Source organism: Rhodococcus sp. SORGH_AS_0303 (assembly GCF_030819335.1).
Taxonomy (GTDB): domain Bacteria; phylum Actinomycetota; class Actinomycetes; order Mycobacteriales; family Mycobacteriaceae; genus Rhodococcoides.
In genome coordinates this window covers 4,037,491-4,049,078 of the sequence record NZ_JAUTBO010000001.1, presented here as the reverse complement: position 1 = coordinate 4,049,078, position 11,588 = coordinate 4,037,491, and the positions used below count along the sequence as shown (strand labels likewise).

Sequence of the window (11,588 nt, the reverse complement as noted above, 5' to 3'; positions counted from 1 at the left end):
CCGATCCGGGACGGAACGGGTGGGAGAAGCATGAGCAGTCCAGAAGTACTCGACGTCGTGGGTGTCGGTTTCGGACCTGCGAATCTCGCGCTGGCGATCGCGATCGAGGAACACAACGAGACGTGCGCGGAGCACGAGCGCGTCCGGGCGGTGTTCGTGGAACGTCAGGAGAGCTTCGGGTGGCATCCCGGCATGCTGCTCGACGGCGCGACGATGCAGATCGCGTTCCCGAAGGACCTGGTCACGTTCCGCAATCCGCGGAGCGGGTTCACCTTCTTCAACTATCTGTACGAACGCGACCGGCTCGTGGACTTCGTCAATCACCAGACGTTCTTCCCGACGCGGCACGAGTTCCACGACTACCTGTCCTGGGCTGCCGACCGGGTCGACGCCGACGTCCGCTTCGGCACGTCGGTCACGGACATCACGCAGGACGGCGACGTCCTGACCGTCCGGTGCGACGACGGCACAGTCGTGCGCACCCGCAACGTCTCCGTCGGCGCCGGGTTGACCCAGCGGGTCCCCGAGTGGGCATCGCTGTCCGCACGGTGCTTCCACAACCACGACTTCCTGCCACGTATGGCCGAGCTGCCGAAGCCGACCCACGGACGGTTCGTGGTGCTGGGTGCCGGCCAGTCGGCAGCCGAGGTGGTGCAGTACCTGCACGGTCACTACCCGCACGCCGAGGTCCACAGTGTCTTCACGCGGTACGGCTACAGCCCCGCCGACGACAGCCCCTACGCCAACCGCATCTTCGATCCGTCCGCGGTCGACGAACTGCACCGGGCACCGGCCCTCGAGCGGGAGCGGCTCATCGCGCTGCACCGCAGCACCAACTACTCGGTCGTCGACATCGAGCTGATCGAGGAGCTCTACCGCGCGGAGTACGCGGAGCGCGTCAGCGGTCACCGCCGGCTGTTCATGCGCCGCGCGTCCACCATCGACGGCGTGGTCGAGACGGCCGACGGCATCGAGGTGACCATCCGGGACAGCATCGACGGCATCGCCGACACCCTCGACTGCGACGCGCTCGTGCTCGCGACCGGCTTCCGGCCCGCGCCCCTGCGCCCGCTCCTCGGCGAACTGGCGCCCGAGGACGGCGGCCCCCGCGTCGTCACACGCGACTATCGCCTGCTGGCGACACCGGAGGCCGACACCGCCGGTGCACCCGGTGTCTACCTGCAGGGCGGCACCGAGACCACGCACGGCATCACGTCGTCGTTGCTCTCGAATGTCGCGATCAGATCCGGAGAAATCCTGAACTCCATCGTTGCGAGGCGTGCCGGTGGCGCGGTCCTTGCTAGGGTCGACACCGGTTCCACAGGCGCGGCGACCCGCGCCGAGACCGACAAGGCCCGCCGGGAACGCCCGGCATCGACGTTTGCAGTGAGCGAGGCAAGATGAGCACCAACCCGTTCGACGACGAAGACGGACGCTTCTACGTGTTGGTCAACGACGAGGATCAGCACTCGTTGTGGCCCACCTTCGCCGAGGTGCCCCAGGGATGGCGCGTCGTGTTCGGCGAGGAGAGCCGGGCAGCGTGCCTGGAGTACGTCGAGAAGAACTGGACCGACATGCGTCCCCGCAGTCTCCGCGAGGCCATGGAGGAGGACGCCGCGGGTCGTCACCGCGTCGAGAATCCCTCCTGATCTCTACTTCCAGCGCGCCGCGGACCGTCTCCGCGACCTGACCGGAAGCTTCGAGCGCACCGAGTCCGCGCGGCCCAGTCTCATGATGGGTCGACGCAGGGACTCGGTGCGTTCGACTATGCGGGGGCGGCGCAGTGTGCGCGCACCCCATTCGCCCAGCGTGACGCCGCCGGCCAGTGCGCCGCCCGTGCCCACCGCCGCCAGCAGTGCGCTGAGGCCCAGCAACGTCTGATCGTTGAGCAGGGCGAAGAGGCCGCGGTACACCGACAGACCCGGCAACAGCGGGGTGATACCGGCGACCGCGACGATAAGCGGCGGAATCAGGGCGCGGCGAGCCATGAGACCACCGGCGAAGCCGACCACCGTCGCGGCGATCGCGGACGAGAGCACCGGCCCGAAGCCGACCTGCTGCGCGATGAGGAACACCAGCGCACCGGCGAAACCACCGGCGAACGCCGCCGTGAGACCTCGGCGCTCCGCGTAGCAGGCCAGTGCGTAGAAGAGGGCCGCGAAGGCGCCGGCCAGCACCTTGGTGGGCACCTGGGCGAGGTCCGGAGGCGCGACGTTGCTCATGACCGGCAGCTCGGCGCCCAGCAGCGCCGCCAGTCGCAGGGTCGTCGCCACGCCCGCGATGATGCCGCCCGTCATCATCAACAGCTCGAAGAAGCGGGCCGCGGCGGTGATCGGGGCGCCCGTGATGGCGTCCTGCACCGAGCCGACCAGCGACAGCCCTGACAACAGCACTGTCACGCCGGCCGCGATGACCTGGGACGGCAGGATCGAGATGCCCAGTTGTTCCTGGAAGTTGTACAGCGTGATGGCGGGCGCCGACGCGATGAAACCGCCGACCACCTGCTGGAAGAAGAAGGGCAGACCGGCACGGTTCAGCACTCGGCCGACGCGGTCGATCACCATCGTCGACAGGAAGCTCACGGCGGCCACCAGCACACCGCCGCCGAGCAGGACGGAGATCGCCGCGGCCATGCCCGCCCACGCCAGGGTGGCGATCCACCGGTTGTAGGGGTGCGGTGCCCGGGTGACCTCCTTCAGCTCCGCCAGCGCGACCGCCGGTGTCGGCACCTCCAGGCGGATCTTGCGGGCGAGAGCGTCCACGTCGGCCAGGCGCGTGAAGTCCATGGACCGGTAGTGCACGATGCGCATCGTGCTTGCCGGGGGGAGGGTCGGGCCGCGGTAGGCGCTGATGACGATCGAGTTGTAGGTGACGTCCACGTCGCACCGGGCCAGGCCGTACGTCGAGGCGATGAACTGCACCTGGTTGGCGGTGTCGATGGCACCGGTCCCGGCGGCCAGGGTCACCTCACCGACACGCACCGCGAGGTCGAGCACCTCCGACACGCTGGCGTCGTCGGTGAGGTCGATGGGCTGGAGCGGACTGGGTGCACCCGCCGGGGTGTCGACGATGGCGCGTCGCTCGCCTGTCATGCGTCGTAACGTCGACGCGAAGCCCTGCAGGTAGGTCATTCCTTCTCTCGGTCCGCTCTGGTGTCCGGTTGTCCCGACGAAGGTACCGGGTCCACCCGGGTGTTCCCTGACCGAGGCGGCTCACGCCCGCACACCGTTTTCGGCGTCCGGATGCGCCCACTCGTGGCACAGTGCTGGAACCACGTCGACCGTCGGGGGGCGACGACGTCCGACCCTGCAAGGACGGCCACACCGTGCGCGTGCTCCCCGGAATCCCGGCGGCCGACGTCGACTACGAGAGCGTCGTGGCGTACCACCGCCACGGCACCGCGATCCGGCGAGCGCCGTACCTCATAGCGTTCGCATGCGTCCTGCTTCTCGTGAAGACCGGTGCGGATCTGGCCACCGTCCGAGGCGACCGGTTCCGTCCGCCGATCCTTCTGGTGTGCGCAGCCGTCACCGCCGCTCTCGCGCTGTGGTGGGTCCGCGGACGAATGCCGCGCCGGTGCGGATCGGTCGCGTTCGTTGCGATCGCCGACATCGTCGTCCTGGTCCCTCTGGTGATGCTGCCGCCGTCGTCGGTGATCGTCGTGCAGAGCGTGCTGTTGCTCGCTGTCGGCAACTATGCGAGTGCGTTCCACGGCCTGCGCGTGTACCTCGTGCACAGCATCCTCGTCCTCGGGGCGACGACGGCGCTGGTGCTGCGAGCGCTCGCCGTGGGGTCCGAGAGCCTGGTCGTCGTGGCCGCGACCGCTGTGGTCGTCGCGTTCGTCGTGTACGGCGGATCCACGCTGAACCACGTCTTCTTCACCCAGCTTCGCGACGACGCGGTGCGGGCCTATCACGATCAGCTCACCGGGCTGCGTAATCGTCTGGGCCTGCTCGTCGACGTGGAGAAGCAGATCCATGACGCCGCCGGCACGCCGGTCGCGGTGTCGATCCTGTGCATCGATCTCGACGCGTTCAAGTCGATCAACGATCGGCACGGCCACGCGGCCGGCGACGAGGTGCTCAGACGCGCGGCCGGTCGGATCGCCGCGGTCGCCGGGGACGCCGTCAGCGCGCGGACGGGCGGGGAGGAGTTCGCCCTCGTGGTCGTCGGTGTGGGTGACCCCGGGCCGCAGATGGCGAGCGCCCTTCTCGACGCCATTCACCGCCCCGACGATCCCACCCCCGTCACTGCGTCCATCGGTGTGGCCACCGTTCCCCTGCCGGACGGCCGCGTCGATACTCGGGACCTTCTGGACACGGTCCTCGCCTCTGCTGATCGAGCCATGTACGAGGCGAAACGGTGCGGTGGGCATCGCGCAGCCGTCGCGACGGGCGACGACGTGCACTGCCTCTGACGATCGGAAACCGTCCTAGACCTCGTTCGGTTGGTCTTTTTCGGGCTCTGTTCCCGCAATGACCGTGTCGACCGGGGATCATGTGCCTACCATTGCGGTCGACGACGGTGTGGGGACCACCGTCGACACTGTTGTCCGTTTCGATGCAAGGCTGGCTCGAGTGCGTGTTCTCCGCGAGTGGTGGTCGTCCGACATCGACTACGCGTGGGTCGCCAATTACCACCGGACCCACGCCTACCTGAGGTCGGCGCCGTACTTCATCAGCGCGGCCTGCTTCCTGCTCGCAGTGAAGACGGTCGCGGATCTGGTCACAGCCCGTGACGCCGGACTGGGCGCATCCGGGTGGGTGTTCGCCGTGGCCACCGTCGTCTCCATCGCGCTCGGTCTGATGTGGGGGCGCGGCCACTTCCTCTCCCGGACGTGGTCGCTGCGCTTCGTCATCATCGGCGACGTCACCATCGCCGCGGTGCTGTTCGCGTTGCCGCCGTCCCAGATCGTCGTCATCTCCGCCGCGCTGTTGGTGACGGTGGGGAACTACGCCAATGCGTTCCACGGCGTGCGCGTCTTCGTCTGCCACGAGGCCTGGGCCATCGGCGTCGCCGGGCTGCTGTTCCTCCGACTGGTGACCACCACGTCGGTGGAGGTGTCCGCCGCCGTGTCGACCCTGGTCACCGTCCTCGTCGTCCTCTTCGCCGCGTCGTCGCTCAATCACCTGTTCTTCACCGCACTGCGTGACGACGCGGCGCGCGCGTTCTACGACCAGCTGACCGGTCTCCGGAACAGACGCGGGTTGCTCGTCGACGTCGAGTCGATGCTCCGCAGCGCGCGACTCGCACCCGCCGACGGCGCCACCGTCGTGTCCGCCGTCTGCCTCGATCTCGACGCCTTCAAGTCCGTCAACGACCGCTTCGGCCACACCATCGGCGACGACGTCCTCCGCAGCGCCGCCGCCCGGATCGGTCGGGTGTCCTTCGACGCCGTCTCCGCGCGCATCGGCGGCGAGGAGTTCCTGGTCGTCGTCGCCGGCGACGAGTCGAGGGGACCGGCGGTCGCCCGCGCGTTGCTGCACGCCATCCATCGAGACGATGACGCGACACCGATCTCCGCATCCATCGGGGTGGCCTCCCTACCCCTGTCGCAGGCCCGCGGCGACACCGCCGTGATGCTCAACAGCCTGCTCGATCGCGCCGACGCCGCCATGTACCAGGCGAAGCGGCAGGGCGGGAACAGGGTCAGCGTCGCCGACCCCGGAACCGACGGGGCGGGCGCCGACAGGAGGGGCTCTCGTTATGATGGTGCCGCTCGGTTCGCCGGGCACGCCTCCTTAGCTCAGTGGTAGAGCACTCGCCTTGTAAGCGAGCGGTCTTCGGTTCAATCCCGAAAGGAGGCTCTCGATATGCCTCTGACCAGCAGAAATGTTCTGAAATAGGCTGATCCGACCTCTCGTTTCACGACTTCTCCCAGTACGTCCGTGCAGGTCCACGACGGTCCAGGGGCGTCCGGTCACCTGCGAGAACTGCCGAAATGCCGCTCGATGTCACGAGTTGTCACAACTCGTCCGTAACTCGTTCGCTGGACTCGGGTGGACGTCAGTGGCTGTGGGTGGACCTCAGCGCCGAGGAGTCCACGACAGTCTGCGGACCTCAGGGGACTTCAGTGGACGTATTCCACTCGCTTGACGCCCGGGTGCCGGTGGCGTGGACGTGTGCGGACGTCGGTGGACGGTGCGTCGTTCGATCGTCGAAACGGTGAGGAACCGACAGTTATCACGCTGAGTCTGGAGGCTCGATCAACTTGGTTGACCTTCGGCGATTGCCGTCGATCGGATCAGCTATACAGGCGCCCAGCCGGTGTCGGAACCGTTGTGAGGCAGTGGTTTCGCGTGATCGGAAGGTCACGGTCGTGTGTCTGTCGATGGTGTCGGCGGACATTCGAGGCGTCGGTGCGTAACCCGACCGGCGTGGCCTGCGCAGTGTCGAGCGGAGTTTCCGGACTAGGAGTGCGCGGCGGGATTACCCACCGGGGTCGGTCAGGTTCGGATGGGGCAGCGGCCAGGATCCCGCCGAGTCCAATGCGGGCGGTGCCGGCGACGCGGTCGGTGGCCGTCCGGGCGCGCGGGGCCTCCCATGAGGCCCGCAGTCTGCGAGCCCCGTGAATGAAACACAGCCCACCACACTGCCCCCACCGTCGACATCGCGCACGGAGCACAGCGACGACATCGCCCGCATTGCACTTGAATACATCCTCACGATCGCGCACACGGGTGCCCCACACGGTCGAGCAAACATCTCGTAGGTCCGGGCATCGAAGCGGGTCCGGGGTCAGTCGGGGATTCGTTGGGCGATGCGCTCGGCGAGGGCGGTCACCGGGGTGTGCCAGTCCTGCGACAGACGCACCAGCATCGAGAACGCCGCATCGGCGCGCAGGTCGTAGCGTTCCATGATGATGCCCTTCGCCTGACCGATGACATCCCTGGTCACGAGGGCCGATTCGAGTTGCGCTTCACGTTCCGCGGCGACGAGCGCAACAGCGGCGTGGGTGGCGAGCAGGACACCGACGTCGTCGTCGGCGTCGTCGAATCCGTGCGCGACGTCGGAGTAGAGGTTGAGCGCCCCCAGGTGATCACGGTGGGTGTACAGGCGGAAGGTGAGCATCGACCGGACCCCTCTCGCCGACGCGGCAGGGGCGAAGGTCGGCCACCGTTGCTCGGTGGCCATGTCGACCACGTGCACGCTGTGGTGCTTCCACACGGTGTCCAGACACGGACCTTCCCTGCGCTGTTGCTGCAGCTCATCGATGACGCGGGGGAGGTCGTCGGTGGCGGCGCGGGAGTCGACCCTATGGTTCTTCGTCACCAGGGTGATGCCGGCGTGATCTGCCCCGGGTATGAGGCGTACTGCTTCTGCGGTGATGGCCGCGAGGGTCTCGTCGACGCTGCCGTGGTCCTGTTCGATCAGACGCGCCATCTCGGCCATCGCATCGCCCAACGACCTCGGAACGTCGTCGCCGTCCGGGTGGTCGGGCATGTACGCCTCCCCGTCGCGCTGTTAGCTGTTCGTGGTCGTCGCCGTGTAGGACGACGTTCGTGGCGCCACCCTGTCACACCTCGGGTGCGCGTACGGTGATCAGTGTTCGGTACAGCCCCTGCCGTTCGGATTCTCGTCCGAACTTCGTCGCGCCCGCCCCACCGGCGGAACGCGAACCCAGGGAGCGTGCGTCGTGCCGACAAGCCCACCTTTCGATTCTCTCGGCGGTCATGGATGCGACCGACGCGCCCAGCGAGTGCGTGGCGCCCTCGACCGCCGACGTACCAGGGCGGTGGCCGCGGGCATCGTGATGGCGCTCGACGACGTCGACCTCGCCGAAGCCGATGCCCGGATCACCGCTGACGCCGCGCGACACCACCTCGATATCGACTCTCTCGCAGCCATGATCTGCCGATCAGGCCGTCACCCGGGACAGGACGACTGAACAGCAGCTTCCGGTGAATTGCTTCGCGTTCCGTCAGCTGGGGCGTGTTGATCGGGTCATCGCACCACGTCGAGCGGTCCCTCGTCAGGCGTGGGCGGCTCGAACCGCTCGAAGTACGCTGTCGCCGTCTGCTCGGTGAGCGGCCAATCGTCCGCCTGCGTGCCGTGTCTGTCACCGACCCGACTCAGGATGGTCTCGAGACTCGTCGCGATGTGAACGGTGCCCGGGACGATGCCGTGGGGCGCGAGCAGCGCCCGGTACTCGTCGCGTTGTCGCCGGAACCAGAACCCGAAGTCGAGCACGACATCGTCCCCCGTGGTGACGTGACGCAGCAGCCGTGCTTTCAGGTCTGCTGCCACGTCGGCCACCACGTCGGCGGACGGCATCGTCGTGATTCCGCGATCCCAGAACTCCACCTCGAACGACAGACGTGTCCAGCCTTCGCGCTCGAGGGCCTTGGCGTAGGTGGTCTTGCCGGCACCACCTGGCCCGCACATCAGGACTACGCGGGCTTGTCGTGCCTTGTTCATTGCCACCGGATCGATTTTACGTTCCACCACTGACGTTGCAGCTTTCAACGCTCACTCATTGGTCATTCGAATCAGATCGGACTTGATCCATGATTTGCCCCTGCCGCCTTGCCCGTCTCAGTTGATACTCCTTGAACGAGATACACTGTCCGGAAGAGTGATACAGAAGTAATGAGTTCGACGTAGGGAATTCTCGGGTGTCACGAGAGTGTCCGTGTCGAGGTGGGGAACCCCGAGCAGGTACCCCTGGGCGAGGGGCACTCCGAGGTGTCGCAACATGTCGAGCTGCCCGGGCCGTTCGACACCTTCTGCGATGACCACGGCGTTCAGGCTGTCGGCCATCTGCACCAGAGAGCTGATGACGGTGGCCGTCCTGGGCAGTCGATCGAGAGCGTCGACGAGTGCCGGTGCGACTTTGACGATGTCGACGTCGAGCGCAGTCAGAGTCGACAGGCTGGTGTCGGTGCTGCCGAAGTCGTCGAGCGCGATCCGCACGCCGAGACGACCGCAACCGGCCCGGGTGGTCTCACCGCATGCCGGGCACGAGGTGGGGGGAGCACACAGGTGGTCCTTTCGGTCGGTTCGGTACCCACTGCGGCAGATACCAAGGGGGGTATGTTGGTACCCTAGGGGGTATTCGATCTGGAATCGAAGTCGATGAGAAGACGGGTACAACAGGCACCACACGGCCTGTCGTGGTTATCTGACAGGTGTGTTCAGGCAGCGGAGTCGTCGAACGCTCAGCAGTGGTCGTCGAGGCGAGCCACCGAGAGCTGGCGTCTACGGCTCACGGTGCGTTTCCCCATGGCCAGCAGTACGTGTGGCGTGGTCAGTAGTGAGTGCGGCGTATGACAGATGATGACGTGTGGTCCGGAAAGCACGCCCGAGCGCACGATGCCCCGGTCCGGTCACTCAATGCGTCGGTGTTGCGATGGAGGATCGACACTGCACGTTCCATTCCACTGTTCGATCCCGACGACGGCGGTGACGCGGCTCGCTGTCTGGTGCTGTTGGAGTCTCCGGGGCCGAAAACGGTGCGTCCGGGCGGGACCAACATGTGTTCGTTCGACAATCCAGATCGAACGAACCCCGTGCTGAAATCGGTGTTCGCCGACGCGGGTATCGACCGGGTGCAGTGCGTCAAGTGGAATATTGTGCCGTGGGCAGTGCTCGACGACGCCGGTTATCCGGTATCGCCGACGGCATCCGTTCTCGGTGAGGCGGGCCCATATGTCGGCGAGCTCATGGCCTTGCTGCCGAAACTGGAGGTGGTTTTCGTTCTTGGTGCGAAGGCTCTCGATGGCTACATGCGCGTCATCACTGCATCTGCTCCCACCCGCCTCCTCCCGGTGATAGCGGCGCCGCACCCCTCGGCTCGCAACGCACACGCACCGGCGGCTGCTCGCCAGCGGTTGATCAACGCAGCACTGTCGGTCGCAACGCACCTGGAGAAGGCACCTGAACCCCGCACTGTGCTGAGGTAGGGCGGATCGTGCTGCTGCTGCCTCCGTCCGGTCAGTCCTGGTGGGGCTGGCGTTCGCCGGTGTCGGTGTCGATGTCGATCACCTCGTCCGGGCTGTCGGGGTGGTACTGGATGATGTGTTGTTCGGCGGCACCCCGGCGTGCACCGTCTCGATAGGAGAACCAACATCCCGCGAACAGCACCACTGTCGCGATCGCTGCGACGACGGTCCAGCCCTCGAACCCGCCGGCGAGGGCAGTGAGAAGGGCCCCCGCAGCAGCTGTTCCCGCCATCAGCAACAGCCAGGCCAGATAATTTTCGGTGACTCGTGCCCAGATGCGTCCGCGGCGGCCCCGTCTCGGGGTATCGGAAGTCGGTGTGTCTGCATTCGGTGTGTTCATCGTGATCGTGAGTCCTTTCCGTGGTCAGTGGTCGATTGGATCAACGCTGTTCGTTCGGTATCAGCGTTCCGAGTGGGCACTACCCGGCGGTCGGTTCAGCTGGGTTGAAAAAGTTTTCCTTGGACGCTGCCGCGGAGAGTGTGGGCGGCGACTGTGCCCCAGGCTGCGAGCAAGGCCGCATACAGTCCGATTGCAAGGGCCTCGACCGCGGCCGACCCCAGAGCGCCGCCGAGGGCAGTGGCACCGGTGACGCACGTGCCGATGGGGAAGGTGAACGACCACCAGGTCAGTGAGAATGTCAGTCCCTTCTGGGCGGCATGGATGGTGAGGGCGGTTGCGAGGATGAACATCAAGACGCCGAAGCCGCCCATGATCAGTCCGTACAGAATGCCGAACACGTGCAGGCCGGTTGCGACGGAGGCGGTCTCGCCGGTGAACACCAAGGGTGCATCGTTGCCGAGCAGGTTCGCGGCGGTGATCGATTGACCGATCATGCCGAGGGTGATCCACACCGTCGGTGCTGCCTGGACCGGCGGGATTCCGCCGTGGACGAGCCGTCCGTAGATGAGCGTCATGGTCAGCATTCCGATGATCAGTGACAGGCCGAACATCGCGTAGCAACCGGACAGCATGGCCAGGCGCCATTGCCCGTCCGCGATATGAGGGAGCAGCAGCGCACCGGTGGAGGCGGACACCATCGGCGGTACGACGGGCATCAACCACGCCGGGAGTGCGACGGCGGTCTGGTGATCGTGGGCGGTGATCATCAGGTAGGGCACGAGAATGCTGGTGATCAGCCCGAGGGCTGTGCCAGCGGTCCACAGGACGGCAAAAATCACGGTTGCGGGCATCGCTCCGATGACGTCTTTGCCCAGCAGCATCGTCCCGGCACCGACGGTCAGCAGCGCCATGGGGGGTGCGCCGTAGAACTGCACCATCACCGGATGCGCGGCGTGCTCACGCGCATACTGCCGGTGTCGGATCCAGTGCACTGCGAAGGCACCGGAGAGTGTGATCAAGGCGACCGACGCTGCGATCCACACGATCGTTGCGAACACGTGCAGTCCGGGGATGTGGGCGGGCAGGGTGGCGGCGGCGTTGGCGACGATACCGGTGCCCATGACCGAGGCGAACCAGTTGGGGGTGATGTGTTCGAAGATCTGGCTCGGGTGGTCGAGGTCGGAGAGCACCGGCCACTTGCGCGGCCGCTCGGTATCGTCGCCGCGCCGAGACGTGATGGAGGAGCGGTGCAGAGCTGTCGTGGTCATGACTTCCAGCGTCCTCGCACACAGTCGTCACCGGTAGAC

The 11,588-nt window shown here is 66.6% G+C and carries 12 protein-coding genes and 1 tRNA gene; 7 read left to right on the top strand and 6 right to left on the bottom strand.

The window, feature by feature from the left end:
- Positions 1-30 precede the first annotated feature (30 nt).
- A complete protein-coding gene (locus tag QE449_RS19260; RefSeq protein WP_307109444.1) occupies positions 31-1,404 on the top strand; it encodes a lysine N(6)-hydroxylase/L-ornithine N(5)-oxygenase family protein in 1,374 nt (457 codons plus the stop codon).
- Complete coding sequence (locus tag QE449_RS19255; protein ID WP_027506921.1) at positions 1,401-1,649, top strand: MbtH family protein; 249 nt, start codon at positions 1,401-1,403, stop codon at positions 1,647-1,649. Before QE449_RS19260 ends, QE449_RS19255 begins: the two co-directional genes overlap by 4 nt.
- Positions 1,650-1,652: 3 nt before the next feature.
- Here QE449_RS19255 and QE449_RS19250 read toward each other — a convergent pair whose 3' ends face one another.
- Positions 1,653-3,122: a threonine/serine exporter ThrE family protein gene (locus tag QE449_RS19250; protein WP_373425300.1), complete on the bottom strand. Its 1,470-nt coding sequence runs from the start codon at positions 3,120-3,122 to the stop codon at positions 1,653-1,655.
- Between the two features lie 203 nt (positions 3,123-3,325).
- Between QE449_RS19250 and QE449_RS19245 the strand changes: the two genes are divergently transcribed.
- The 3 genes from QE449_RS19245 to QE449_RS19235 all read left to right on the top strand — a co-directional run bounded on the left by QE449_RS19245 (position 3,326) and on the right by QE449_RS19235 (position 5,807).
- Positions 3,326-4,417: a diguanylate cyclase gene (locus tag QE449_RS19245; protein ID WP_307109443.1), complete on the top strand. Its 1,092-nt coding sequence runs from the start codon at positions 3,326-3,328 to the stop codon at positions 4,415-4,417.
- 160 nt (positions 4,418-4,577) lie between these two features.
- Positions 4,578-5,756, top strand: a complete 1,179-nt coding sequence (locus QE449_RS19240; protein ID WP_307109442.1) for a diguanylate cyclase — start codon at positions 4,578-4,580, stop codon at positions 5,754-5,756.
- Positions 5,736-5,807, top strand: a tRNA-Thr gene (locus QE449_RS19235). Before QE449_RS19240 ends, QE449_RS19235 begins: the two co-directional genes overlap by 21 nt.
- 931 nt (positions 5,808-6,738) lie before the next feature.
- Here the strand turns inward: QE449_RS19235 and QE449_RS19230 are convergent.
- The gene (locus tag QE449_RS19230; RefSeq protein WP_307109441.1) at positions 6,739-7,443 is read right to left on the bottom strand and encodes a GAF and ANTAR domain-containing protein; all 705 of its coding nucleotides are present in this window, start codon (positions 7,441-7,443) and stop codon (positions 6,739-6,741) included.
- Positions 7,444-7,735: 292 nt separating this feature from the next.
- Between QE449_RS19230 and QE449_RS19225 the strand changes: the two genes are divergently transcribed.
- On the top strand, positions 7,736-7,888 hold the full coding sequence (locus QE449_RS19225) for a hypothetical protein (RefSeq protein WP_307109440.1): 153 nt from the start codon (positions 7,736-7,738) through the stop codon (positions 7,886-7,888).
- A gap of 56 nt (positions 7,889-7,944) precedes the next feature.
- Here the strand turns inward: QE449_RS19225 and QE449_RS19220 are convergent, their stop codons facing one another.
- Positions 7,945-8,418 carry an ATP-binding protein gene (locus QE449_RS19220; protein ID WP_307109759.1) on the bottom strand — a complete coding sequence of 158 codons (474 nt, stop codon included), beginning with the start codon at positions 8,416-8,418 and terminating at the stop codon, positions 7,945-7,947.
- A 117-nt stretch (positions 8,419-8,535) separates the two neighbouring features.
- Entirely contained in the window at positions 8,536-8,913 is a 378-nt protein-coding gene (locus QE449_RS19215; RefSeq protein ID WP_307109439.1) for an EAL domain-containing protein, read from the bottom strand.
- A gap of 353 nt (positions 8,914-9,266) precedes the next feature.
- Between QE449_RS19215 and QE449_RS19210 the strand changes: the two genes are divergently transcribed.
- Positions 9,267-9,902 (top strand): uracil-DNA glycosylase, encoded by a 636-nt coding sequence (locus QE449_RS19210; protein ID WP_307109438.1) that lies wholly within the window; start codon positions 9,267-9,269, stop codon positions 9,900-9,902.
- Between the two features lie 31 nt (positions 9,903-9,933).
- Here the strand turns inward: QE449_RS19210 and QE449_RS19205 are convergent, their stop codons facing one another.
- On the bottom strand, positions 9,934-10,173 hold the full coding sequence (locus QE449_RS19205; protein WP_307109437.1) for a hypothetical protein: 240 nt from the start codon (positions 10,171-10,173) through the stop codon (positions 9,934-9,936).
- A 203-nt stretch (positions 10,174-10,376) separates the two neighbouring features.
- Positions 10,377-11,549 (bottom strand): TDT family transporter, encoded by a 1,173-nt coding sequence (locus tag QE449_RS19200; protein ID WP_307109436.1) that lies wholly within the window; start codon positions 11,547-11,549, stop codon positions 10,377-10,379.
- Positions 11,550-11,588: the final 39 nt, after the last annotated feature.